General features: G+C 44.5%; 29 protein-coding genes. 13 read left to right on the forward strand and 16 right to left on the reverse strand.

Translation table 11 applies throughout. The annotated features are described in order from the left end of the window. Window positions 1-17: 17 nt before the first annotated feature. The 8 genes from rseP to rpsB all read right to left on the reverse strand — a co-directional run bounded on the left by rseP (window position 18) and on the right by rpsB (window position 7,516). Complete coding sequence (gene rseP / locus IE070_RS02130) at window positions 18-1,373, reverse strand: sigma E protease regulator RseP (RefSeq protein ID WP_189480100.1); 1,356 nt, start codon at window positions 1,371-1,373, stop codon at window positions 18-20. Continuing rightward, on the reverse strand, window positions 1,373-2,563 hold the full coding sequence (ispC, locus tag IE070_RS02135) for a 1-deoxy-D-xylulose-5-phosphate reductoisomerase (RefSeq protein WP_189479959.1): 1,191 nt from the start codon (window positions 2,561-2,563) through the stop codon (window positions 1,373-1,375). Before ispC ends, rseP begins: the two co-directional genes overlap by 1 nt. Further along, a complete protein-coding gene (locus IE070_RS02140; RefSeq protein ID WP_229796891.1) occupies window positions 2,560-3,402 on the reverse strand; it encodes a phosphatidate cytidylyltransferase in 843 nt (280 codons plus the stop codon). The genes ispC and IE070_RS02140 overlap by 4 nt, the downstream gene beginning before the upstream one ends. Before the next feature lie 23 nt (window positions 3,403-3,425). Continuing rightward, window positions 3,426-4,190 carry a polyprenyl diphosphate synthase gene (gene uppS, locus IE070_RS02145; protein ID WP_189479964.1) on the reverse strand — a complete coding sequence of 255 codons (765 nt, stop codon included), beginning with the start codon at window positions 4,188-4,190 and terminating at the stop codon, window positions 3,426-3,428. 172 nt (window positions 4,191-4,362) lie between these two features. Further along, window positions 4,363-4,920 (reverse strand): ribosome recycling factor, encoded by a 558-nt coding sequence (gene frr, locus IE070_RS02150; protein WP_189479966.1) that lies wholly within the window; start codon window positions 4,918-4,920, stop codon window positions 4,363-4,365. 47 nt (window positions 4,921-4,967) lie between these two features. Next, window positions 4,968-5,708 (reverse strand): UMP kinase, encoded by a 741-nt coding sequence (pyrH, locus tag IE070_RS02155; RefSeq protein ID WP_189479967.1) that lies wholly within the window; start codon window positions 5,706-5,708, stop codon window positions 4,968-4,970. Between the two features lie 99 nt (window positions 5,709-5,807). Continuing rightward, window positions 5,808-6,680 carry a translation elongation factor Ts gene (tsf, locus tag IE070_RS02160; RefSeq protein ID WP_189479969.1) on the reverse strand — a complete coding sequence of 291 codons (873 nt, stop codon included), beginning with the start codon at window positions 6,678-6,680 and terminating at the stop codon, window positions 5,808-5,810. 107 nt (window positions 6,681-6,787) lie between these two features. After that, window positions 6,788-7,516 (reverse strand): 30S ribosomal protein S2, encoded by a 729-nt coding sequence (gene rpsB / locus IE070_RS02165; RefSeq protein ID WP_189479972.1) that lies wholly within the window; start codon window positions 7,514-7,516, stop codon window positions 6,788-6,790. Window positions 7,517-7,827: 311 nt separating this feature from the next. On the opposite strand from rpsB, the gene map reads away from it, so the two are divergent. From map to IE070_RS02185, 4 genes are read left to right on the forward strand one after another with little or no spacing between them, the layout of a single operon-like run. Beyond that, a complete protein-coding gene (gene map, locus IE070_RS02170; RefSeq protein ID WP_189479974.1) occupies window positions 7,828-8,616 on the forward strand; it encodes a type I methionyl aminopeptidase in 789 nt (262 codons plus the stop codon). Between the two features lie 20 nt (window positions 8,617-8,636). Then, window positions 8,637-11,261 carry a [protein-PII] uridylyltransferase gene (gene glnD / locus IE070_RS02175; RefSeq protein ID WP_189479977.1) on the forward strand — a complete coding sequence of 875 codons (2,625 nt, stop codon included), beginning with the start codon at window positions 8,637-8,639 and terminating at the stop codon, window positions 11,259-11,261. Between the two features lie 8 nt (window positions 11,262-11,269). Continuing rightward, window positions 11,270-12,097, forward strand: a complete 828-nt coding sequence (gene dapD, locus IE070_RS02180) for a 2,3,4,5-tetrahydropyridine-2,6-dicarboxylate N-succinyltransferase (RefSeq protein ID WP_189479979.1) — start codon at window positions 11,270-11,272, stop codon at window positions 12,095-12,097. A gap of 4 nt (window positions 12,098-12,101) precedes the next feature. Beyond that, on the forward strand, window positions 12,102-12,311 hold the full coding sequence (locus IE070_RS02185) for a hypothetical protein (protein WP_189479980.1): 210 nt from the start codon (window positions 12,102-12,104) through the stop codon (window positions 12,309-12,311). A gap of 43 nt (window positions 12,312-12,354) precedes the next feature. Here IE070_RS02185 and IE070_RS02190 read toward each other — a convergent pair whose 3' ends face one another. After that, complete coding sequence (locus IE070_RS02190) at window positions 12,355-13,050, reverse strand: hypothetical protein (protein ID WP_189479982.1); 696 nt, start codon at window positions 13,048-13,050, stop codon at window positions 12,355-12,357. A gap of 137 nt (window positions 13,051-13,187) precedes the next feature. On the opposite strand from IE070_RS02190, the gene cysZ reads away from it, so the two are divergent. Next, window positions 13,188-13,982, forward strand: a complete 795-nt coding sequence (gene cysZ, locus IE070_RS02195) for a sulfate transporter CysZ (protein ID WP_189479985.1) — start codon at window positions 13,188-13,190, stop codon at window positions 13,980-13,982. Here cysZ and IE070_RS02200 read toward each other — a convergent pair. The 3 genes from IE070_RS02200 to IE070_RS02210 are packed head-to-tail and all read right to left on the reverse strand — an operon-like array spanning window position 13,979 to window position 15,485. Further along, complete coding sequence (locus IE070_RS02200; protein ID WP_189479987.1) at window positions 13,979-14,419, reverse strand: flavodoxin domain-containing protein; 441 nt, start codon at window positions 14,417-14,419, stop codon at window positions 13,979-13,981. The genes cysZ and IE070_RS02200 overlap by 4 nt on opposite strands. Then, window positions 14,401-15,186: a tRNA pseudouridine(65) synthase TruC gene (truC, locus tag IE070_RS02205; protein ID WP_189479989.1), complete on the reverse strand. Its 786-nt coding sequence runs from the start codon at window positions 15,184-15,186 to the stop codon at window positions 14,401-14,403. The genes IE070_RS02200 and truC overlap by 19 nt, the downstream gene beginning before the upstream one ends. Then, window positions 15,174-15,485: a YqcC family protein gene (locus IE070_RS02210; protein ID WP_229796892.1), complete on the reverse strand. Its 312-nt coding sequence runs from the start codon at window positions 15,483-15,485 to the stop codon at window positions 15,174-15,176. Before IE070_RS02210 ends, truC begins: the two co-directional genes overlap by 13 nt. A gap of 138 nt (window positions 15,486-15,623) precedes the next feature. Between IE070_RS02210 and IE070_RS02215 the strand changes: the two genes are divergently transcribed. After that, window positions 15,624-15,920 carry a DUF3301 domain-containing protein gene (locus IE070_RS02215; protein ID WP_189479991.1) on the forward strand — a complete coding sequence of 99 codons (297 nt, stop codon included), beginning with the start codon at window positions 15,624-15,626 and terminating at the stop codon, window positions 15,918-15,920. 18 nt (window positions 15,921-15,938) lie between these two features. Here the strand turns inward: IE070_RS02215 and IE070_RS02220 are convergent, their stop codons facing one another. Together IE070_RS02220 and IE070_RS02225 are read right to left on the reverse strand one after the other, a co-directional pair. Beyond that, window positions 15,939-16,271, reverse strand: a complete 333-nt coding sequence (locus tag IE070_RS02220) for an Mpo1-like protein (protein ID WP_189479993.1) — start codon at window positions 16,269-16,271, stop codon at window positions 15,939-15,941. 50 nt (window positions 16,272-16,321) lie between these two features. Next, entirely contained in the window at window positions 16,322-16,981 is a 660-nt protein-coding gene (locus IE070_RS02225; RefSeq protein ID WP_189479995.1) for a GNAT family N-acetyltransferase, read from the reverse strand. 155 nt (window positions 16,982-17,136) lie between these two features. Between IE070_RS02225 and IE070_RS02230 the strand changes: the two genes are divergently transcribed. After that, window positions 17,137-17,376 (forward strand): DUF2789 domain-containing protein, encoded by a 240-nt coding sequence (locus tag IE070_RS02230; RefSeq protein WP_308428920.1) that lies wholly within the window; start codon window positions 17,137-17,139, stop codon window positions 17,374-17,376. A gap of 181 nt (window positions 17,377-17,557) precedes the next feature. Here IE070_RS02230 and IE070_RS02235 read toward each other — a convergent pair whose 3' ends face one another. Continuing rightward, window positions 17,558-17,935 carry a DUF3192 domain-containing protein gene (locus IE070_RS02235; RefSeq protein WP_229796893.1) on the reverse strand — a complete coding sequence of 126 codons (378 nt, stop codon included), beginning with the start codon at window positions 17,933-17,935 and terminating at the stop codon, window positions 17,558-17,560. Window positions 17,936-18,189: 254 nt separating this feature from the next. On the opposite strand from IE070_RS02235, the gene IE070_RS02240 reads away from it, so the two are divergent. Together IE070_RS02240 and IE070_RS02245 are read left to right on the forward strand one after the other, a co-directional pair. Then, window positions 18,190-18,495: a hypothetical protein gene (locus IE070_RS02240; protein ID WP_189479997.1), complete on the forward strand. Its 306-nt coding sequence runs from the start codon at window positions 18,190-18,192 to the stop codon at window positions 18,493-18,495. Beyond that, a complete protein-coding gene (locus tag IE070_RS02245; RefSeq protein ID WP_189479999.1) occupies window positions 18,482-19,264 on the forward strand; it encodes a DUF2310 family Zn-ribbon-containing protein in 783 nt (260 codons plus the stop codon). Before IE070_RS02240 ends, IE070_RS02245 begins: the two co-directional genes overlap by 14 nt. Here the strand turns inward: IE070_RS02245 and syd are convergent. Then, window positions 19,243-19,800: a SecY-interacting protein gene (gene syd / locus IE070_RS02250; protein ID WP_189480000.1), complete on the reverse strand. Its 558-nt coding sequence runs from the start codon at window positions 19,798-19,800 to the stop codon at window positions 19,243-19,245. The two genes, IE070_RS02245 and syd, sit on opposite strands and share 22 nt — an antisense overlap. 60 nt (window positions 19,801-19,860) lie before the next feature. Between syd and queF the strand changes: the two genes are divergently transcribed. The 4 genes from queF to xni all read left to right on the forward strand — a co-directional run bounded on the left by queF (window position 19,861) and on the right by xni (window position 25,036). Continuing rightward, on the forward strand, window positions 19,861-20,703 hold the full coding sequence (gene queF, locus IE070_RS02255) for an NADPH-dependent 7-cyano-7-deazaguanine reductase QueF (RefSeq protein WP_189480002.1): 843 nt from the start codon (window positions 19,861-19,863) through the stop codon (window positions 20,701-20,703). A gap of 578 nt (window positions 20,704-21,281) precedes the next feature. Beyond that, window positions 21,282-22,829, forward strand: a complete 1,548-nt coding sequence (locus IE070_RS02260; protein ID WP_189480003.1) for a GGDEF domain-containing protein — start codon at window positions 21,282-21,284, stop codon at window positions 22,827-22,829. A 38-nt stretch (window positions 22,830-22,867) separates the two neighbouring features. Continuing rightward, window positions 22,868-24,226: a nucleotide 5'-monophosphate nucleosidase PpnN gene (gene ppnN, locus IE070_RS02265; protein WP_189480004.1), complete on the forward strand. Its 1,359-nt coding sequence runs from the start codon at window positions 22,868-22,870 to the stop codon at window positions 24,224-24,226. Between the two features lie 3 nt (window positions 24,227-24,229). Beyond that, window positions 24,230-25,036 carry a flap endonuclease Xni gene (xni, locus tag IE070_RS02270; protein ID WP_189480006.1) on the forward strand — a complete coding sequence of 269 codons (807 nt, stop codon included), beginning with the start codon at window positions 24,230-24,232 and terminating at the stop codon, window positions 25,034-25,036. Window positions 25,037-25,041: the final 5 nt, after the last annotated feature.

The following is a 25,041-nucleotide window of genomic DNA, read 5'->3' on the forward strand; positions in this document are numbered from 1 at the left end:
TACTTATGATTAGTTTATTACAAACGAGAAATATCGTTGAGCAGCGCAATTCCCATTAACATCAGCAGGACTAAAGCACCGAAGCGAAAACCTATTTCCTGCGCTCTCTCAGAGACAGGTTTACCGCGTATTAGTTCCACCACAAGATACATTAAATGGCCGCCATCCAAAATAGGCAGCGGCAATAAATTGATAACACCCAAATTAACACTTATTAGTGCCATAAAAGATAAAAAGGCAATTAACCCCATACTGGCTGTAGTGCCAGCGCCTTGAGCAATCGCAATTGGACCACTCAAATGTTTTACCGACACATCACCCGTTAATAACTTTGCGACCATGGAAAAACTGAGACGTGTTAATTGCCAGGTTTGATCGATCCCTTCTTTTGCGGCTGCAAAGATGCCATAACGTTGGATATAGCGCAAATCTTCTGGCCATGGCGATGCCATTGGCACAATGCCTAACAATCCTTGGCTAAACCCATCAGCATGTTGGCTCAGCGCTGGCGTTGCCTGAACTATGATAATCTCGTTATCCCGTTGCACTTCAAGGCGAAGCGTCGTTTCTGGACTATTTTTAATAATGCGATCAATTTGTTCCCAACGGGTAATGGGTTCGTTGTCAATCACTAGGATCGTATCACCAGCACGTAAACCGGCTTGCTCAGCCGCCGAACCGGGCGTGACTAACGCCAACGTGCTGGTGGCTTGCGGTTGCAATAAATTTAAACCTAGGCTTGTAAAGACGCCTTCTTTTTCGGGATCAAACTGCCATGCACGGGTATCTAGCACCACCTCTCTAACTTGCAAACTCTCGCGATGTAGCAACGTTAAGCGGATTTCAGCTCGACCCAACTGCTCAACAAGTAATAAATTCGCCGTACGAATATCACGTGCTGCTCGCCCATTTACCGCTAAAATCTGTTCATTTTCAATGATGCCTGCAGCCGCGGCGATAGAGGTAGTCTGCGTAGTTTGAATAACAGGTTTGACTTCTGGAACACCAACCAAATACATGATCCATAACAAGAAAATAGCAAATATAAAATTAGCGGCAGGACCAGCAGCCACGATAGAAATACGTTGCCACACGCTTTTATGGTTAAACGCCAAGTTTTGATATTTAGGCAACACCGGATCCGTGCGCTCATCCAGCATCTGCACATAACCGCCGAGGGGGATAGCAGCGATAACAAACTCAGTATCATGTTTATCACGCCAGCGCACCAACGCCTTACCAAAACCAATTGAGAAACGCTTTACAAAGACGCCATTTTTGCGAGCTACCCAAAAGTGACCAAACTCATGAACCGTGACTAAAATCCCTAGGGCAACAATAAAACTCAGTGCATTCCACAGAAAAGCCGACATCATAACGCTCCCAACAGCTGACGTGCATATGCGCGTGTTTCGGTATCGAGTGCTAATATATCATCCAAGGCGCTTGCCTGATAGCTTACGAAACGATCCAAGCAACGTTCGTTTACTAGGCTAATCGCCGTAAAAGGAATATTACCCGCTAAAAAAGCAGCTACAGCAACTTCATTGGCCGCATTTAAGGCCGTCGTGGCCCCTTGTCCTGCAGCACACGCCGCTATGGCTAAATAGAGATTTGGATAACGTGCCGGCTCAGGTGCCGAAAACGTAAAGGACGGTAGTGCGAAAAAATCGAGGGGTTTAGCAGGGCTGCTCATCCGCTCAGGAAATGCTAGAGCATGTGCAATAGGCGTGCGCATATCAGGTTGTCCTAACTGCGCTAATACTGAACCATCCGTATATTGCACCATAGAATGAATAATACTTTGCGGGTGAATGACGACTTGAATATCTGCCGCCGTACAATTAAACAACCAACGGGCCTCGATAAATTCTAAGCCTTTATTCATCATGGTCGCACTGTCGACAGAAATTTTATGCCCCATACTCCAATTAGGATGCGCCACAGCTTCCGCAATAGTAATATCGGCAAAGGTATTTAAAGGGCGCGTTAAAAATGGCCCACCACTGCCTGTCAATAATAAACGGGCAATGCCAAAATCGGGTAAGCTGGCACGGTGCCCAGCTTGCTGCAAAGGTAAAGGTAAGCACTGAAAAATCGCATTATGTTCGCTGTCAATTGGCAGCAAGGTAGCACCATGCTGCGCAACTTTATGCATAAACAGTTCGCCGGTCATTACCAAGGCTTCTTTATTCGCCAGTAATACCGTTTTGCCCTGCTCAACAGCTGCTAACGTGGGCAGTAAGCCAGCTGCCCCCACTATGGCCGCCATAACAATATCAGCGTCAGGGTGCGCAGCAAGCGCGATGAGCCCTTCTGTGCCACTAAGCACTTCCGTTGCTAAGCCTGCACTTTTTAATCTGTGTGCAAGCTGCAAAGCTGCTGAAGCATCTAACATGGCCGCGAAACGGGGTTTAACTTGCACGCATTGCGCAAATAGCTTATCGACCCCCGTAGCCGCAGTAAGTGCTAACACCGCAAACTTTTCAGGATGCTCTGCCAACACCGACAAGGTACTGCAACCAATTGAACCGGTCGCGCCCAGTACAACAACTTGTTTCATAAAAACTGTTTACCCAAAAACGCTAACAGCAATGCATATAACGGCGCAGTGGCAGTTAAACTGTCGATGCGATCGAGAATACCACCGTGGCCGGGTAAAAATATACCACTGTCTTTTTTACCGGCGACCCGTTTAAACATGCTCTCACTCAGATCGCCAAAGACCGATAACACGGTAAGTAATACCGCAGCAATGTACCAGTGCTCAGCTTGACCTGGCCAATCTAACCAGAACATTAATCCAGTAACAACGATGATAACCAGTACTAATCCGCCCAACATGCCTTCAAGGGTTTTGCCAGGGCTAACTTTAGGTAACAATTTAGTCCGCCCAAAAGGTTTGCCCACAATATAACCACCAATATCGGCGGCCCACACTAAGCCCAGTAAGGCAAAAATAAGCCAAGCACCATAAAAAGGCGAAGTATCGTAATCGAATCCACGAATAAACAATAACGCAGCCCAGGCAGGTAATAAGGTAAACCAGCCCATTAAAGCACGTCGCCAATCACTGCTAGCCCATAAACGCTGACTTCGCGGAAAACTTAACACTAAAATAATGGCCACTATCCACCATGCCGCACCCAATAACAACATACTGAGCAAAAGGGTATTAGAGGATAGTTCGCCGGTTAAGGGGGTAAGCGCATAAAACAACGCCATAATACCTGCGGTAGTAACCACATACCCGGCACGTAAACGGCGTTTACTTAGCCCACAAAACCCACTCCATTCCCATGCACCGAGTAAAAATGCCAAGGACAGAATGATGGCAAACCCCATCAAGGGTAAATAAAACACCGCACATAGCGCCAAAGGCGCCAAAACTAACGCTGTCAAAACACGTTGCTTAAACAATATTATTATCCTTTATTTTCAGCAGCGAGCTCTCTGATCTGCGCACCGGTGCAGCCAAAACGCCGCTCGCGATTCACAAAGGTAGCAATGGCATCAGAAAACACTTGCTGATCAAAATCGGGCCATAAGGTGTCAGTAAACCACAGTTCGGCATAAGCGGCTTGCCAGAGTAAAAAATTACTTATCCGCAAATCACCGCCCGTTCTAATCAACAAATCTAGCTCAGGTTGCTCGGCCATTTGCACTTGCTGGGCAAATAGCGCTTCATTAATTTCACTTACTTGCAGTGTACCTTGTTGTACTTGCTGCGCCAATTGCTTGCTTGCAGCAACAATGTCCCAACGGCCACCGTAATTCGCGGCAATATTTAACGTCATGGCTTTGTTATCGGCGGTTAGCGCTTCTGCTTTTCTTATACTTTGCACCAGGCTTGGGCTAAATGCCGATAAATCACCAATAATTTTTAAACGAATATCATTTTTGTGTAAGGCTTTTACTTCTTTTTGCAGCACTAACAAAAACAACTGCATTAACGTGCTCACTTCCTCTTCTGGACGACGCCAGTTTTCGCTACTAAATGCAAATAAAGTTAATGAAGGAATACCTAACTCACGGCAAAAACTGACACTGCGCCTGACGGCTTCAACGCCCTTTTTATGGCCCCAAACGCGTGGCTTGCCACGACGCTCAGCCCAGCGGCCATTACCATCCATGATAATCGCCACATGTTGTGGCAATACTTGCTGTTTCAGCGTTGGTCCTACTGTCATCAGTGTTATCTGTCCAATTTGACGTGAAAATGTTTAGTGCTAAGTTAACGCGTTGGGTTCCACTACTTATAACAAAAAAGCGCCGCGAAGTTGGACTGGCACGGCGCTTTATTAATTACGGAGCAGTTACTAAATGCGAACCTGGTAAAAATTGGGACGGGATGGTCTAGGATTAGACTTCCATCAGCTCTTTTTCTTTTTCAGCCAGCACGTCATCCACTTTTTTTACAAAAATGTCGGTGAGTTTTTGAATTTCATCTACAGCTTTACGCTCATCATCTTCACTGATTTCTTTGTCTTTTAACAGTGCTTTGAAATCAGAATTCGCATCGCGACGAATATTACGAATGGCAACACGGCCACCTTCAGCTTCACCACGAACATGCTTGACTAAATCACGACGACGTTCTTCGGTTAACGCCGGTAGAGGCACACGAATAACCGTACCAGCAGACATGGGGTTTAATCCCAAGTTAGACATCATAATGGCTTTTTCAACGGCTTGTGTCAGGCTTTTGTCAAATACGGTAATGGCTAAAGTACGCGAGTCTTCAACGGATACGTTAGCGACCTGACGTAAAGGTGTATCTGCACCATAGTAAGACACTTGAATACTATCCAATAAACTGGGATGCGCACGGCCGGTGCGAACTTTAGTTAATTGAACTTTAAGGGCATCAACGCTTTTATCCATACGGATTTTAGCATCAGCAATAATGTCGTTAATCACGATCGTTATCCTTTTTTGTTTATGCAACAGTAACGCAAAGCACTAGTTTACTGTAAATTTTCAGCGTGGTCGATGACTGTACCTTCTTCTTCGCCCATAATCACCCGCTTCAACGCACCGGGTTTGTTCATATTGAACACCCGAATTTGTAAATTATGATCGCGTGCTAAGGTAAACGCAGCCAAATCCATTACTTTTAACTCTTTATCTAACACTTCATTATAGGTAAGTTGGCTGTAGAGTGTAGCGGTCGGATCTTTAACCGGATCGGCAGAGTAAACACCTTCAACCTTGGTCGCCTTTAACACGGCATCGGCTTCAATTTCAATACCGCGCAAACATGCTGCAGAATCGGTAGTAAAAAATGGATTACCGGTGCCCGCAGAAAAAATGACAACTCGGCCTGATTTTAACAAACTAATCGCTTCTGCCCAGCTATAATTGTCACAAACACCATTTAAGGGAATAGCACTCATCATCCGCGCGTTTACGTAAGCACGGTGCAGTGCGTCACGCATGGCTAAGCCGTTCATCACAGTAGCTAACATGCCCATATGATCGCCTACGACGCGGTTCATCCCCGCTTTCGCTAAGCCTTCACCGCGAAAAATATTACCGCCGCCGATAACAATACCTACTTGTACGCCAAGCTCAACCAATTCTTTAATTTCTTGCGCCATACGATCTAGCACTTTGGGATCAATACCAAAGCCTTCATCTCCCATTAGGGCTTCACCGCTAAGTTTAAGTAGAATGCGACGGTAGGTTGGTTTTGGATTGGTGCTCATAGTTACCCCATTAGGCTCATTATATTGGTCGGGCAAAAAAAAACCGCGACGGAAGTCGCGGTTATTTTAACGTTTTTCAGTGCATTGCTAAAGTGCAAATTACTTTTTAGCCGCAGCGATTTGCGCAGCAACTTCAGCAGCGAAGTCTTCTTCTTTCTTTTCAATACCTTCGCCTACTTCTAAGCGAATGAAAGAAACAGCCTTAGCAGAATTTTGCTTTAAGAATTCGCCAGTCGTGATTGACGGATCTTTCACGAACGGTTGACCTGTTAAGCTCACTTCGCCCGTGAATTTCGTCATGCGGCCCGCAACCATCTTCTCAGCGATTTCTTGTGGCTTACCAGAGTTCACCGCGATATCGATCTGAATTTGACGCTCGCGCTCAACCACTTCAGCAGATACATCTTCTGGGTTAACGTAGCTTGGGTTGTTAGCAGCAACGTGCATCGCAACGTCTTTCGCGATCTCTTCGTTACCGCCTTCTAACACGGCTAATACACCGATACGGCCAGAGTGAATGTACTGACCGATTACCGCGCCAGCAACTTTGGCAATACGACGTACGTTGATGTTTTCACCAATTTTAGCAACTAAAGTCGCACGGGTATCTTCAACAGAGGTACCGTTCAAATCAGCGGCCAATAAGGCTTCTACGCTGTCGATGTTCTGTGCTTGTGCTAAATCAGCTACGCTGTTAGCAAAGGCTAAGAAGCTCGCATCACGTGCTACGAAGTCAGTTTCACAGTTAAATTCAATAGCAATACCAACACCGTTAGCAACACGGGTGATAACAACACCTTCAGCAGCAATACGGCCAGCTTTCTTGGCAGCTTTGGCTAAGCCACTTTTACGCATCGCGTCGATTGCCGCTTCGATGTCACCCGCGGTCTCTTCCAATGCTTTTTTACAATCCATCATGCCAGCGCCAGTGCGCTCGCGCAGTTCTTTTACTAAAGCGGCAGTTACAGCCATGAGTGCTTCCTCGTAATTGAGTTCAGACAAACAGGGGCTTACGCCCCTGTTGCAAAGTGATCCTGTATTTCAGCTGGTAATATTAAGCGCAGCTGATGACAGAAAAATTATTCTGCTTCAACGAAGGCTTCAGCTTCAGCTTGCACTTCGATGTTTTTGTCACGACCTTCCTGAATCGCTAGGCTTACCGCACCCAGGTATAACTGGATAGCACGGATAGCGTCGTCGTTACCAGGGATTACGTAATCAACACCTTTAGGATCTGAGTTAGTATCAACGATTGATACCACAGGGATACCCAGGTTGTTGGCTTCTTTGATAGCAATGTGTTCGTGGTCAGCATCGATAACGAACAGCACGTCTGGCAAGCCGCCCATATCTTTAATACCGCCTAAGCTCTTTTCCAGCTTGTCCATCTCACGCGTACGGTCTAAAGCTTCTTTTTTAGTCAGCTTGTCGAAAGTACCGTCTTGGCTTTGCGATTCAAGATCTTTTAAGCGCTTGATTGACTGACGCACAGTTTTCCAGTTAGTTAACATACCACCTAACCAACGGTGATTTACGTAGAACTGGTCAACATTAATTGCGGCTTCTTTGATTGCTTCTGAGGCTGCGCGCTTAGTACCTACGAACAGGATTTTACCTTTTTTTGCAGATACTTGCTGGATGAACGCTAAGGCGTCATTCATCATAGGAACAGTTTGTTCTAAGTTGATGATATGAACACGGTTACGAGCACCGAAAATGAATGGCTTCATTTTTGGGTTCCAGTAACGAGTTTGGTGACCGAAGTGAACGCCCGCTTGGAGCATGTCGCGCATAGAAACTTTTGCCATGATATATTTTCCTGTTAAGGGGTTAGGCCTCCATGCATCCCATATGCCGACTAAAACTGTCGTTTTAGCACCCCGGAATATGTGTCGATGCATGTGTGTTATTTAATTAAGGTTAATGCAATCCGCTAAGCAAAGACGTTATTACTTATCACGAGAAATTCTGTAAAGCTACAGACCTACAGCGTTAAGTTAGGGTACAATGCAAATTACGAAATTGCGGCGCGCTTTATACCATAGTAAGCTCGCAAACACAATGAAATGTGTAATTTTACAGCAGTCGCTACTGGATAGATTTACAAGAGAGAGCAGGCATGACAGCACCGATCAAAACCTTGGCCGAAATTGAAAAAATGCGTATTGCCGGCCGTTTAGCCGCCGACGTGCTAGAAATGATCGAGCCGCACGTACAAGCGGGTATTACCACGGATGAGCTTAACACCATCTGCCACAACTATATTGTTGATGTGCAACAGGCAATCCCTGCGCCACTTAATTATCACGGCTTCCCAAAGTCTATTTGTACCTCAGTGAATCAGGTTATTTGCCACGGCATTCCAAACGACAAAGCCTTAAAAGACGGTGATATCATCAATATTGATATCACGGTAATTAAAGATGGCTATCATGGCGATACCTCGAAAATGTTTGTGGTCGGTAAACCGAGCATTATGGCCGAACGGCTAATTCGAGTAACACAAGAAGCCATGTACTTAGGCATCAAAAAAGTGAAAGATGGCGCACGCTTAGGTGATATTGGTTTTGTTATTCAGCAACACGCTGAAAAACACAGTTATTCTATTGTCCGTGAGTATTGTGGTCATGGTATCGGCGCCGTGTTTCATGAAGAGCCGCAAGTGCTACATTACGGTAAACCGGGTACTGGCGAAGTGTTAAAAAGCGGTATGTGTTTAACCATAGAACCGATGGTCAATGCCGGTGGCCGCCATAGCAAGTTACTCAAAGATGGCTGGACCGTTGTAACTAAAGATCGCAGTCTATCAGCACAGTTTGAACACACTATTTTAGTCACCGATACCGGTTGCGAAATTCTTACCTTACGTAGCGATGATACTATTGATCGTATTGTTATCGCAGAATAAGCCCTTTTAAGGAGTAACATGTGACCCAGGCCCTGAGTTTTAACCGCCCGCTGCCCGACCATTACTCCCTTGATGGCTATAAAAAGCACTTTGCTGATTTTCAAGAGTTTCAAGCGCGTGCCTTTCATAGCCAACCGATTAATACGCTGGTTAAAGCGCGGGCACGTTTCGTCGATGACGTTTTGTTGGAACTCTGGCAACACTGTGATTTAGCGAAAGATAAAAGTATCAGTTTACTTGCCGTAGGCGGTTATGGCCGCGGCGAGCTGCATCCTTGTTCTGACATTGACTTATTGTTATTGGTTGATAAGAGACCAGGTAGTGTGCAACAAGAGGCTATTTCGCGCTTTATAACCTTGCTGTGGGACTTACGTTTAGAGGTCGGCCACAGTGTTCGCACCTATAAAGAAACCCTCAGCCTAGGTAAAGACGACATTACTATCGCGACTAACTTATTAGAAATGCGTCTACTCACCGGCAATAAAACGCTGTTTAATGAGCTACAGCAAGCCGTGATGGCTGATAACTTTTGGAGTAGCCAAGCCTTTTTTCAAGCCAAACGGCATGAGCAACAACAACGCCATGCGCAGTATCATGGTACCGCTTACAATCTAGAACCCAATTTAAAAGCCAACCCCGGTGGCCTTCGGGATATTCAAACCATTGGCTGGGTGGCCAAAAAGCACTTTAATACCCGCACCATGCGGGAGTTAGTGGCCTATCAGTATCTGACCGAAGATGAATACCAAGAGCTGATGGAGTGTGAAGCGTATTTATGGCAAATGCGCTTTGCCCTGCATTTAGAAGCGGGGCGGAATGAAAACCGCATTTTGTTTGATTATCAGCCCGCTGCCGCAGATCGTTTAGGGTTTGGCGCCGACGGTAAAGCCTCTGTTGAACGGATGATGAAGCGATTTTTCCGTACAGTCCAGCGTGTCAGCGAGTTAAACGAGATGCTATTGCAGCATTTTGAAGGCAGTATTTTAAATTCGCAGCAAACAGTCAAAGTAAGTCAGTTAGATGATTACTTTGAACTGCATGGCCATTTAATTAAAGCCAGCGATAATGCCGTTTTTGCACGGCGCGACAACCTGCTTCGGCTATTCTGGCATATTGCGAATAATTCTAATATTACCGGCGTGCACTCCACCACGATCCGCTTAATTCGCCAGGTTCGGCGACGTTTAATGGGTGATTTGCAAGATTACGAAGCCTGTCGCCAATTATTCTTAACCTTGTTACGCCATCCACGCGGTATGGATAAAGCCATTACGCTGATGCATCGCTACGGTATTTTGGCCGCCTATTTACCGCAGTGGCGCAATATTGAAGGGCAGATGCAATTTGATCTCTTCCACGCTTACACCGTGGATGAACATACCCATCGCCTCTTAAAAAATCTGTATAAATACAGCTTGCCCGAACACGAAAGTGAGTTTCCCCTGTGCAGTGATATCGTTAAAAAAATGGAAAAGCCAGAATTGTTGTATCTGGCAGGCATTTTCCACGACATCGCCAAAGGGCGCGGCGGCGATCACTCTGAATTGGGCGCAATGGATGTGCGCGAGTTTGCCAAACTGCATAAACTCAGTGAATTTGACAGCAAACTGATTGCATGGTTAGTGGAGCATCACTTGCTGATGTCAGTAACCGCGCAGCGACGCGATATTCATGATCCTCAAGTGGTAGCAGAATTTGCCGAGAAAGTTCGCGATGAAACCCGCTTAAATTATTTATATTGCCTAACATTAGCCGATATTCGCGCCACCAATGATAATTTGTGGAATGATTGGAAAGGTTCCTTATTACGTGAACTGTTCTTAGCCACGCAAAAAGCGTTTCGTCGCGGTTTGGAAAAACCCATGGACTTACGCGATCTGATCCGTGAACACCAAGCCGAAGCGCTGCCATTGCTGATTAAGCAAACTTTTATCGAAAGTGAAATACTGCACTTGTGGAGCCGGATCAAAGCGGATTACTTTGCCCGTTATAGCCCGAAACAAATTGTGTGGCACTGTGAGCATATTTTACGCCACAGAAACACCGATGAACCGCTGGTATTAGTGAGTAAAGCGGCGATTAAAGGCGGCACCCAAGTTTTTGTGTATACCAAAGATCAACCGGGGTTATTCGCCCGCATGGTGGCCGCGCTAGACAGTAAAAAAGTGAATATTTTTGATGCGCAAATAATGACTAACAAAGACGGCTTTGCGATGGATACCTTTGTGGTATTGGAGCAAAACGGCGAGGCCGTTACTTCCCCTTCTCGACAACAAAGCATCAAAAAAGCCTTAGAGCAATTTATTGCCGGCAAGCCAGATTTTTCGCGGCAAAAACCGCGTTTATCTCGGCAAATGCGACAATTCACCGTTCCCCCTAAAGTTGTATTTTTACCGGGGAATACCAAGCATCGTACTATGTTAGAAATGGCCGCCTTAGATACGCCTGGCTTACTGTACGATATTGGTCAGGTCTTTCAGCAATGTGGTGTGAATATTCATGCCGCGAAAATTACCACTATTGGCGAACGTGCCGAAGACTTTTTCTTAATTTCCAATGATCAAGACGATGCTTTAACTCCTGAGCAACAAAGCCAGTTAAAGCGTAGTTTGATCGAACAACTCTCACAGCAAACAGAAGGCTAAATAAACCGATGTCTGATTTAAAAAACCTGATTGAAACCGCATTTGAACAACGCGCTGATATTACGCCTAAAACAGCTAGCGCTGAGCTAAAGCAAGCCGTTGAGCAAGTGCTCACGATGTTGGATAACGGCAGCGCTCGCGTAGCCGAAAAGATTGCTGGAGAATGGGTCGTACATCAGTGGTTGAAAAAGGCGGTGTTACTCTCGTTTCGGATCAATGATAACGAAGTGATGGATGGCGCGGAAAACCGTTTCTTTGATAAAGTGCCTATGAAATATGCGGCTTATACTGATGCACAATTCCGGGCCGATGGCGTGCGTATTGTGCCACCTGCCGCAGTACGTCGTGGTAGCTACATTGGTAAAAATGTGGTTGTGATGCCTTCTTATGTGAACATTGGCGCCTATGTGGGCGAAGGTTCAATGGTCGATACGTGGGCTACCGTAGGCAGCTGCGCCCAAATTGGTAAAAATGTGCATTTATCTGGTGGCGTTGGTATCGGCGGTGTATTAGAGCCGTTACAAGCCAATCCAACCATTATTGAAGATAATTGTTTTATCGGTGCGCGCTCTGAGGTGGTAGAAGGCGTTATTGTTGAAGAAGGTGCAGTATTATCGATGGGTGTTTATATCAGCCAAAGCACTCGGATTTACGATCGCGAAACCGGCCAAATCACCTATGGCCGCGTACCCGCAGGAGCAGTAGTTGTCCCAGGCACTATCCCTGCAAAAGACGGTAGCCACAGCTTGTATGCTGCCATTATTGTGAAAAAAGTGGACGCGCAAACCCGGGCTAAAGTGGGTATTAATGCGTTATTACGCAGCATAGACGAGTAAAATAATGACAAATTTATTAGCGATAATGGGCCCTGCTTTGCTATTTACCGCGCAGCTACTGTTGTTATTGTCAGCGCTAATTTGCTCGGTATTAATTATTTTTCCGTCTAGTAGCGACGATCCCGAAAAAAGGTTTGAGCAACGATTGGAATATGTAATTTTTACTATCGGCACCAGTGTGCTCTGGCTTTTAGTGGCTTTTGCACCTCGCTAGAGCAATGTGTTAAAGCCGTGAAATACTCATGAGTAACTCACGGCTATTTTGCTACTATTGCTGGTACAGAAATACCTGATATAGCGTCACTGTAGCTTAAGATTATACGTAATTGTGCTACACCCTCTTTACGATTAACACGGCTAAATATTGCGCGAATACGTTGAGGTTTGATTGCTGCCCTAAACATTTCTTCAATATGCTGTTCATTATCACCTGACAACATCACCATACAGAAGCCACCACCGCAGTTAATACGGTGTAAGTCTGCTTGTAATGGACTATCTGCAATGTGCTGGAAAAGCGCTTGTTCTAATTCATCACGCAGCTTGAAGTCTACATCATGCACAGGCTCTAATGCGTCAACATAGTTATCAAATTCTGATTGCGCTAACATCACTTCCGCGAGGTTGTAAGGAATTGCGCCCATTTTCTGAGCTTGCTCAACAAAGTCAGTCACTTGTTCTGCGATTGTTGAAGTGGCACTGTCACTACTTGGGGTTACCTCTGTTTGAAAGACATCTGACTGCGTAAGTTCTGACTGAGTAAGGAAAGTAGTCGTAATTTCAAGGTTTTCTTCAGTGGTAGGCTGCTCAATTGCAACCTTATCAGGTTTTGCATTCTTTATTGTAGTAGGTTGTGTTACCTCGTTGGCAAGGGGTTGAAACGATCCAACATACCACCAGAGCATAAAGCCAACAAGCAGGACAAAACCAACAAAAACACCTTTTAGAAACATAAAACATCCTTATTTATCACACATAAGACGACAGTAACAGTATTATCCTTGCACAGCAATACCTCGTTACGATTTCGCTGCTCAAGCTTACATAAGCAGCGTTATAATGGCGTTATATAAGATGTAAGAGAGCACTTATGGGCTATTTTTTTAAAGGTCTGCGCTTATTAGGACAAACGGGACTTAAACGCTTTGTCTTGATCCCGCTACTAATCAATATTGTGATTTTTTTTGCTGCACTTATTTGGTTATGGCAAGTACTACGCACGCTGATTAACTCGCTGCAAAGTAGCTTACCTGAATGGTTACATTGGCTGGAATTTCTGCTTATTCCCTTGGGATTATTCTCCCTTATCGTTAGCTTTGCCTATAGCTTTACGATGGTTGCCAATATCATCGCAGCGCCTTTTAATGGCTTATTAAGTGAAAAAACCGAACAATTGCTCAATGCCCGGCAAGTGGCGCTTACCGGGCAAGCGCCAGCCCTGAATCTACCTGATATTACCCTAAAACAATTTATTGCAGATTGCCCAAGAATGTTAGGGCGAGAATGGCAAAAACTTTGTTACCTTTTGCCCCGAGCCATAGTGTTGTTTATTCTGTGTTGGTTTATCCCGATTATCGGAGTTGTACTATGGTTTTTATGCAGTGCATGGTTTTATAGTTTGCAATATATTGATTATCCTTTTGATAATCATCGAATAAGTTTTCTACAATTACGCGCTCAGGTCCGAAGATCACCAAAGTTAAGCCTCTCTTTTGGCAGTGCTATCGCCGTAGGCAGTATGATCCCGGTCTTTAACTTATTGGTGATGCCGGCAGCCGTCTGTGGCGCTACGGCCATGTGGCATGAACGTTTTGCTGCAGAATATGATCCCGCGCTACAAGCCGCGGGAGCACGCAGCTACAAAAAGCTAGATAAATATTGCTAAAACTGTTGCGCTAACCAAGGTAATGCCACGTCTTCTGCTTGTAAGGTCTCGCCTGCGTCAATTTCTAACATAGGCGCTATAGCCTCACCTTGCAATTCTGTCATCAACTCAAATACTTGGCGTCCGGCGGCGCAAAAGGTGTCGCCATAGCTACTGTCTCCTAACCCTAAGACAGCAAACTTTTTACCGGTTAATAAAGGGAAGCGATCTCGGCAAGCAGCATAAAAAGGAAATAAGCTGTCAGGAATATCACCTTGCCCAGTAGTCGAACTAATGATAAGCCAGCAATCTGCATTAAAAGCTAAAACGGCATCCAGGTCAGCAGGTTGAAACCATTGCACCTGATAGCCTTTGCCTTGTAATAAAGGTAAAGCTTGTTCTGCGACATATTCTGCACCGCCGTAGACACTGCCTACCATTATTGCGATTTTTTGCATGGTTCTTGCTCCAAAAATTGGTTAAACATTGTTTGATAATATGCTGGCTCCGTTGGCCAAGCAAACTGCGCGAACAGCAGGGCCAATTCAGCTAAACCGGCATGCAACGTTAAGTTAACGCCAGTGACAGGATGCGGAAACCGCAAGGTATAGGCACAGAGTAATAATCGTGTATTTGCAAATTGCGTTTTAAAAAATGCATTATGCTTCCCATCACCATGGCTAGTATCACCGACAATAGGGTGGCGTAAATGGGCAAGATGCCGCCGCAACTGATGTTTTCGGCCCGTAAGAGGTTGTAATGCCACTAAGCTATAGCGAGCTGTCGCATAACGCCCAACAGAAAAAGGTAGTTCAACAGTATGCAGCGGTTGATACCGCGTAACAGCCTCTTGAGCTGGTTTATCTTGCCGCGCAAACTTGTCAGCAATATTATCAAGCTGTTCTTTCAGAGGATAGTCGAGGGTACCTGCCGTCTTCAAAAATCCTCTAATAACGGCAAGATACCCTTTTTGCCAATGTCCTGCGACGATTTGCTCGCCTAACGCACGCGCAATTTCAGCAGACAAGGCGAAAACGAGTATACCCGACGTGGGTTTATCTAAGCGATGAACTGGATAAACATGTTGGCCCAGTTGATCTCGCAAACGTTGTAACACAAATTCCGTTTCGTGTTTATCCAAGAAAGAGCGATGAACTAACATGCCACTGGGTTTATCTACCACCACCAGGTACGCGTCTTGATACAAAATCGTTAATTCAGACACGTATCTAACCTCTTAATCACCGCTAATAAGCTAGCAACTTCTGACGACTTATTCGCGTAAACATGCTCTGCCATTGGCAGTATCTGTACCTTATGCGGTAAGTGCCCTGCAGCAGCAAGCACCTGTCTCATTTTAGGAATAAATACAAATTGCAACCAATTCTCTAATGGCATGGTATCACAACAAAAAGGGGCGCTACTGGCCAATGCTTGCGCACTAGGGGCATGCGCCTGCCACAATGCCGTTGCTTTTAATGCTGCCTCAAGATCGTCTAGTAACAGTGCAACTCGCTCAGACATTATTCACTCCATTCTCCGGCGTGGGCTAAAGACGTGTATTTTATACCAAAATAGCCACAAGATTCGAGCTTGATCGCGCTTGCTCATCTTGCAAAATGTGCTGGCGATCACCACTATGTACATTTACAAGGAGAAGACATGTCTACCATTTGGTTTTTATTACTGCTCGTCAGCCTGGTTTATGGATTTTGGTTACAACGCAAGCAAGACGAACGCGCGGTTCATCTGGCCAAGCAATTATGTCGACAGCATCAGCTGCAATTTTTAGAATGTGGCAGGCATGGGCATCGGTTTGCCAGGGTAAATGGTCGCAGACGTTGGGTAACCTACTTCCAGGTAGACTTTAGCAGTGATGGCGAGAGCCGCTATCAAGCAGAACTGGTATTACAAGGCTTACATTTAGCGCAATTCACGTTACCGCCCCATCGCATTTAGCCGCAAGCCATGACTATTTTACCCTTGAGAAATCCCAGCTTGTGCTAACTTAGCAGGTAATTGCCCTGTTAAAAAATCTTTATACATAACCCAGTCAGCGGCCAAACTGTACCAAGGGTATTGAAATGTCGCAGGTTTATTGTGTTCAAAAACCATGTGTCCAAACCAAGCAAATCCATAACCGATCACCGGCAGGCTTAATAGCCATAGCCATGCCCCCGTTAATAATATAAACACCAAAACCAATAAGACTAAACTGCTACCGATATAATGCATCAGCCGACAACGGGCATCGGCATGCTCTTGCAAATAATAAGGGTAAAATTGCTGAAAAGACGTAAAACGTGACATCACTACCTCGCACACAAAGGTTCATCGTTAACGTGTTGTATTATTTAAATTTAGGCACTTTCAGAACGACGATCTTGCCTTGGCCGGAACATTAACGTACCACTCACCGATCCAAACACTAAGTCATTGACTCGATAATATTTATCATCCGCAAAAAAATTATGATACTTTTCTAAGGTGACAAAGACACCAATACCGGCAGAGGCAACATCTTCGTCGACTAAGCGATCAACGGCATGGATGAGGTAATGGCCCAGCCCTGCATGCTGATACTTGGGAGATACCGCGATAAATGCGAGCATGTGATAACGTTTTGCTGGCATCGCAGCATGAATTTTTTCTTCTTTTGCGAGCAATTGCTTAGTAGACACATACCCTGCGGTGAGTAACATTTTTAACCGCCAATGCCATAAACGGCTACTACCAATCCCCGAGTCGGGTCCGACTACGCAGGCGACCCCGAGTAATTGTTCGTGATAAAACAACCCAATAATAGGTTGTTCAGCTTGCCAAAAAGTACTGAGCTCCTCGCGAATTGCAGAACGTAATCGCGCCTCATAATCGGTGGCATTCGCACGAAAAATAGCCATAAACAAAGGATCATCATGATACGATTGATAAAGCAATGAGGCTGCCAGTTTAAGATCTTCACCGCCCAGCAGCGCTGCACGTAAATGAGCGGGTTCAACATCACTGAATTGAGCTAACATATCGCACCTAAGGTTGTTGTTTTTTTATCCACCATAACAGTGTCATTCCATCTTGCCAAGTCCGTTTTTTTAAATGTTATGTGTGACTTACTAACTACTCAAAATAAATCGAACATAACGCGGCTTCTGAACTACACTTAGTAAAATGGAGAGGAATGATGGATATAAATCAATACACATTACGCGATCTATTTGCCCAATTAGGTCTGGCGAATTCGAAAGCAGACATACGACGTTTTGTGGCACAGCATCCGCTGGCAGCCAGTGTATCGTTAACAAAAGCACCGTTTTGGAACCATGCCCAAGCTATGTTTATGCAAGAAGCTTGGCGTGAAGATGCCGATTGGTGTGGCGCGATTGATGAATTAAATAATCTATTACATCAACCACATTGATATCCGCATAGCATTTTGTGTTTTGTGTTTTGTGTTTTGTGTTTTGTGTTTAGAGATAACACCACTGGGTATCATCAGCAAATCTCACTACATCAATAAACTGCGTAAATGGCAGCAATCTCCTCCATGTTATTGCTGCTATTCTAAGTCATTAAGCTACGCTTAGCGGCAACCTGAGTGCTTATAAATATTGATAGGCTTTATCCCCCCAGCCAGTGAGTTCATTATTTTTAAACACTAAGGGCGTGCATGCGTCTTTTGTCGTTTTATGCTGATCTTTATGCTGATGGGTGCGATAAAATAACACTAAAATTTGCTCGCCCTCTTTTTGAAACATTTCAGAAAAATCAGGCGTCCCTAATTGCGCGCGCACGGTTTCTGCTGGCATACCCAATTGTAACTGATTAATTTGCTGTACATTAAAGGCTTGCGTTTTCGCCAAGCTGCTGTCGGTTTGCGGACCATTTTTATCACCAATGGCCACCACACAACCGCTCAGTGTGGCAGTCATCACGGCGATTGCGATTGCTTTACTTAATAACACTTTGTTTAACAACATAATTGCTCCCTTCTTCTCTACATGTTAATTTTTTACAGACTACTTCTTTACGCATTGCGTCTTTACAAATACATAGCGCTCAGAAAAAAACAGCCAAATACCTCAGTATTGACCTTACATTGCGAATGTAATGTCAGCAAATTAAATGCCAAGATTAATTTATTTTATTTTCAATAACTTAAATAAATGATACTTTTTATAAAACCGAATGAATGGTAAATTACACCTCTTTTTAGTGGACTTGGCGATTCACCATGGCATCGGGTATTCAATTGTTACAACAGCTCGCAACAACGTTGCGAAAAGAGGGCAAGCAACCCAGTTTGGCCCTGTTTAAAGCACGCTTAGCAGGCCAACTTAGCCCTCCAGAATTGTTTAGCGCTTATCAGCATTGGCGGCAACATCCTGAACCCTTTTTAACCGATGCAGTAACTGACGCCGACGTAACTGCCATCCAAGCCATCAACACAGAACAAGATATCAGCAGTCACTTACAGCGGATTGAACAGAAACTCGATCGGGTTTTAGCCTTATTGGAACAGGCTAATGTATCTCGCTGAATTACGTTTTAAAATTATTGCTGATACACAGTTTGCGCATGCTGAACAGGCTATCCGACAGTATATTGAAGCCTTGATATTCAATGGCCAAGTATTGGGCCGCGAGTTTCCCACAGCATGGCAACAAGAGGAATTTGTTAGTCGGATTGTCGTACCTAGCGAAGATGCATTACAGCCTAAATGGCATAGTGATAAAGGCCGTAGCGCTGAACAACTGCTCGGCGCAGCTGGGCTAAGCTACCCACGATATCACGTGCTTGGCCAAGATATATTGTCGCAAACCAGTTGCAGCAGCCTGCCCAAAGAATGTGTGTTATTTACCACCTTTGCCGATACCTGCTCACCTATTCGTTGTGCTGAAACGTTACAACCCGTGCCCTTATTTTGGCTTACTCCCATGCAAAACGATCATGAAGCATTGATCCGCTGGCAATTACAATTTCAAGCACTCGACGAAATTCAATTGCAAGAGCAGCGTGTGTTGCACAAAGTAGCGGAGAACAGTTTACAAGGTTGGCATAGCACGCTAAATCGTGTGGGTCGTCAATTAAGCAAACATTTAAGCAAAATTAACAACCTGCCGATTTATTATGCTTTATATAGTGGTAGCGCTCATGATTGTAACAGCGAACCGAATAAAACCTGCCCAAATTGTGGCAAGCCTTGGCGTATCAGCCCGCCACAAGCTGGACTGTTCGATTTTCGCTGCACATCGTGCTTTATCATGAGTAATATTGCGTGGGAATGTCAGTCAAATAGTGGAGAATAAGCCAGCGGCGTTAAGCTGTTTAAAAAACTTTCCAGATCCGGAGCCACCAACTCACTCACCTCTTTACCCACCGGCTCTAAGTAAACGGCACCAGTACTGTTGAGTATCGATAAGACGATATTTTCATCATCCGTCACGGCGAAAAAGACAGTTTCACGCTGCTTAAGACGCCGCTTCATCAAAAAATGTCCGATAATATTTTCTTGCAAGCGAGCGATGTCTGCAGCATTCCACGGCATAAGTAACGCTAAGTTGCCGCGAGCGTGCGTGGCAGCCAAGTTTGCACCATAAAAACTACTGTAAAACGTTTTTATATCGGCATGCAAGTCAACGTCTAAGGCCTGTTCAACATTCGTAAAATCAGCACTTGGCTGTTGTGCTACGGGTTGCCAACGCACCCGATCTTCCGCTATCCATTGCTGCTGACACGGTGAGGGACTTGCAGGATCCGCCCAGGTGGTTAATTCCAGCTGCTTGGCTGCATGCCAGGCAAGGCTGCGCTCGATAAAATTTGCATAGGCTTGTTGCGTTGACACCTCTACTCCCTGAATCACTTGTGATAATATAATGGCTATTGTAGCTAAAAAGACACCGAAATGACAAAAAGCCATGCCGACGTTTTAGCCGAGTTGAGTCTTGGTAAAATAACCGATTATATCGATCACTATACTCCTTCATTATTACAAGCCGTGCCACGTAGCTTGGGTCGGCAATCATTGGGCTTATCTGCTGCTAATTTGCCTTTTGTTGGGCAAGATATTTGGCATGGCTATGAGCTATCGTGGCTCAATGCCAAAGGTAAGCCGATGGTGGCGTTAGCCACCTTTGTGGTCCCTTTTGATTCGCCTAATTTGATTGAATCCAAGTCGTTTAAGCTGTATTTAAACAGTTTTAATCAAAGCCGCTTTGCTGATTTAGGATTAGTGTATCAGGCGTTACAACATGATTTATCTGCCTGCGCAGGTAAACCCGTACAGGTAAGCTTACATAACGTAAGTGAAATCATGGCATTTCAACCTACATGGATTCCCGGTATCTGCCTAGACGAGCAAGATATTAGTATAGAACAATACCAATATGATCCCAGTTTACTGGCGCTTGCCCCAGAGCGTGGCCATGTAGATGAAAAACTCCACTCACATTTACTTAAATCGAATTGCTTGATCACGTCGCAACCAGATTGGGCCAGTGTCTTTATTCATTATCGTGGCACCGCGATATCACATGAAGCATTACTGAAGTATTTGATCAGTTTTCGTAGCCATAACGAGTTTCATGAGCAATGTATTGAGCGAATTTTTAATGATATCTGGCAAATGGCAAAACCAGACTGTTTAGCTGTTTATGCACGCTATACGCGTCGTGGTGGGTTAGACATTAATCCTTTGCGTAGCAGTGAGCCATATACGGCGCCTAATATTCGTTTAAGCCGCCAATAATCTGTAACGCACACTGAAAACATACCAAGCAGAAAACATTTTTAAACATTTAGCTCAGCGTATAGTTTAATAAGTAGCTATATAAATACTCTTTTACGCTGAGCGTCTGTTGTGAAAGCTAACTTTTTTCCGCGTTTTAGCTACTCTTGAACACTAATCTTCGAGACGGTTCATGTTTTTAGAGCTCCCAGATGGTAACTCTGCGTGTAACAGTACAATTTCACTTTCAATTTAGCTTTCAATTTAGTGTAATTTTTGGTCTAATACTTCAGCCTGATGTCCCAACAGCAGGCTGTTGATTAATATGGAACCGAACTATGCACTATCTTACCCCTGATGAAGAAATGAGCTGGTTGCCTTACTATTTAACGAAGTAACATCATTCGTACGTAAGACACAGACAACAATAAAAAAACACCCTACCAAAGCGAGCCTAGCTCGCTTTTTTCTTGGCAAACTAGACAGTATTTTGTTCTACCATCTGCCCCTGCATAAAGCGATAGTCGTGATGCTCGCATCTTAAGGTTGTTTGAGTATATACTTAATAAACAACCTTTTTCTGCTAGCGTTAAAGTAAGGTGGCCCGATTGCAATCAGATCTCAAACAACAATTAAGCGAAGCAGTCAGCGCACGCCAATCTTTAGAACGTACCTACACGCAGCAGTTTAAGCTGTTAGCGCAGTTTGTGTTACGCTTGTCATTATTGTGCAAAGGCATTGATTTAGAACTTGATAATCGATTAGCCAAGTTACGCACCGAATTAGCAAAAAATGCAGATTTAGAAAAACTGATGCCGTTTTTAGAAGAAACCAGTAATAGTTTGCAACAGTTGGAAAAAAAGCAACAACAAGACATTCGGCAAGTTCAACAGGATCTCACTGAAGCGGGTCGTCTACTGCAACAGCAACGGGGTTTACCTGATCAACTAAGACGTGAGCTAAGGCAACTGCTCAGTACCGTAGAGCAACCCACTGCAACCTTGCAAGCATTTTTACCGCAACTCAGTGGCCTTACCCAACTTTACCAATTAGCATTAAAAACCCGACAGCAGCACGATAGCACTCCTCCTGATGAAGAACGCTATGGCCATATTTGTCGCCAAATCACACTGGAACTGACCAATTTATTGAGTGAACTCACGTTCACCGGTAAATACACGGTAGAAGTAGAGCACATAAAATCCAGCTTGCTTGGACAACTTAACATTGAGGCTTTATTAGATACTTGTTTACGTTCAATCACCATTATTGTTAATGGTATTAATGAAGAGCGGTTATCCTCTGAGAGCTTTTTAATAAAACTTAATGATGCTCTGGCGACGGTACAACGCGCTGTTGAAAGTACACTTCAGGATTCGAGCCAATTACAACAAAAACTCGCTGAGCTTAATCAAAAAATTGAACAGCAAATTGATAATCTCGGCCAACAAACGGCACAAGCCCAATCGCTTGAGCAATTAAAACGTCTCGTGATCCATCGGATGAGTGATCTCACCTCATCCTTATCGGAAAAAGAACAACTCGAAAAACAAGAGCGTGCAAGAATATATCAAATCTTAAGCACGATGGAGCAACGCGTAAAAGAACTTGAACAAGACGCTCTACTGTTTAAACAACGCTTAACCGAACAAAACTTTAGAAGCTTACGTGATTCACTCACCGGCATTCCTAATCGTGCTGCCTATGATGAACGCTTACAACTAGAACTCAAGCGCTTTAAACGCTTTGGAAAACCGCTGTGTATTATCTTGGGTGATATCGATTACTTTAAAAATATCAATGATAGCTACGGACACAGTGCCGGCGATAAAACCCTACAAGTTATTGCCAAAGCCCTACAAAACGCGATTCGACAAACCGATTTTATTGCACGCTATGGCGGTGAAGAGTTTGTGATCTTAATGCCAGAAACCAGCGCGCAACAATTGCTAGAACCGTTAAACCTGCTACGAGAAAAGATTAAAAAGATCCCCTTTAAATTTAGAAATAAAAGTGTACCCATTACTATTTCTTTTGGTGCGACAGAAATGTTAAATGACGAAACACCAAGACAAGCCTTTGATCGTGCTGATGAAGCTTTGTATCAAGCTAAAAAAGACGGCAGGGATCGAATTGCCATAAAATGACGTCGTGGCAAGCTGTCACGTAAACGAGGAGTAACGCGATGCAAGTGCATCTTAACCCAATCGGGGCAATGGATTTATTATCACAACTGGAAGTAGAACGCCTACAGCAGAACACCGAACAATCCGCATTTCAGTTATTTAGAAACTGTGCCTTAGCCGTCCTTAATGTAGGCAGCCATACCGATAGCTCAGCAGAGATTTACGATCAATATCAGAATTTTTCGATTAATTTACTTGCGCGCGAGCGCGGCATTAAAATTGAACTTAACAATCCACCGTTAAGCGCCTTTGTTGATGGCCAGATTATTAAAGGCATACATGAACATTTGTTTGCCGTTCTACGCGATATTCTCTTTTACCACACCCGGCATAGTGTAGACACTAATCCCTTAGATTTAACCAATAGTGCCCATTTAACCCACAGTGTTTTTGATATATTACGTAATGCCCGAGTGATTGATGCAACCAGTGAGCCTAATATGATCGTATGCTGGGGAGGACATTCCATTCGGCAAGTTGAGTACGATTATACCAAAGAAGTGGGTTATCAGCTGGGTTTACGCGGCTTGAATATTTGCACGGGCTGCGGCCCAGGTGCCATGAAAGGCCCTATGAAAGGGGCTACCATCGGTCATAGTAAACAACGTATTCGTAATGGCCGTTATTTAGGCTTAACTGAGCCAAGTATTATTGCAGCTGAGCCACCGAATCCTATTGTAAATGAGCTGGTGATTTTACCCGATATCGAGAAACGCTTAGAGGCGTTTGTTCGGGTTGCGCACGGGATTATCATTTTCCCAGGTGGTGCTGGAACAGCTGAAGAGTTATTGTATTTGTTGGGTATTATGTTGGATGAACGTAATGCTAATCAGCAATTACCCATCATACTCACTGGGCCAGCAAGCAGTGCCGCGTATTTTAACGAAATTGCTGAATTTGTTGAGAAAACCTTAGGAAAAGAGGCGCTCGACTTATTAGATATCATTATCGATGATCCAGCAGAAGTAGCGAAACGTCTCAAACTGGGGTGCCAAGCCGTACGTCAATATCGTAAGTCGGTCGGCGATGCATATCATTTTAACTGGACGCTCGATATCCAACCTGATTTCCAACAACCTTTTATCCCGAATCATCAGAATATGGCCGCACTTGACTTGCACCTAGAACAAGACAAAGCCAAACTGGCCGCTAATTTGCGTCGAGCTTTTTCAGGTATTGTCGCAGGGAACGTGAAAGATGAGGGCATCCGTGCTATTCGAGAACATGGCCCCTTTGTGTTACGTGGAGAAACGTCTTTGATGCAGCTTATGGACAAACTACTTAGCGCCTTTGTGGATCAAGGTCGTATGAAGCTCCCTGGCACCCAATACCAACCTTGTTATCGGATTGAACAATAACAGATGGCAAAAGTGATACTGATCGATGCCTTAAACTTGATACGGCGCTTATATGCCGTGCAAGAGCGACCTTATCTGCCCTTAGCAGGTGAGGTTGCTGAAGGCACTCGTCAGCAAATCATCAGTAATACCCGTAACATGGTATTACAAGCCGTTGCTAAATTACGCCACGATCTGGTGCCTAGTCACGCATTGATGGTATTTGATGGCGGTAATAGCCATTGGCGCCAACAGCTTTGTGCGCGGTATAAAGCCAACCGCAAGCCAATGCCGAGCCTGTTAGCGGATGCTTTACCTGAACTCATGCAGGATGCAGAACAAGCAGGTATTCGCTGTTTTCAACAAGCTGAGTATGAAGCAGATGATGTTATTGCGACTATTGCCAGTAAATTACGGCAGCATCAGCAGCACGTTATTATCATTTCAACTGATAAAGGGTTTTTGCCACTGCTCACGCATGGGGTAGACGTTTATGATCCTTTTACCAAGCAGTTTATCCGGCGCGAACACGTAAAGGAAAAGTTTGGCGTGCAGCCTGAGCAACTTGTTAGTTGGTGGAGTTTAGTGGGTGACAGCACCAATAATATCCCGGGGGTGCCAGGTGTTGGCCCCAAAAGTGCTGAAGAATTTATGGCCCTAGGCCGTAGTTTAAATGATGCGTTACAACACCCCGATTGTCCTAAAAAACTTAAACAAAAGATCAGCGAACAAAAACACGAAATTTTAACTTATACCCAAATCTTAGCCTTACAAACCAATTTAGAGCTAGGGCTGAACTTGCAAGATATACGTTTAATGGAGCAACTTTAGCCATT

Origin of the sequence: Alishewanella tabrizica, assembly GCF_014652375.1 — a bacterium.
In the GTDB taxonomy this organism is placed as follows: Bacteria; Pseudomonadota; Gammaproteobacteria; order Enterobacterales; family Alteromonadaceae; genus Alishewanella; species Alishewanella tabrizica.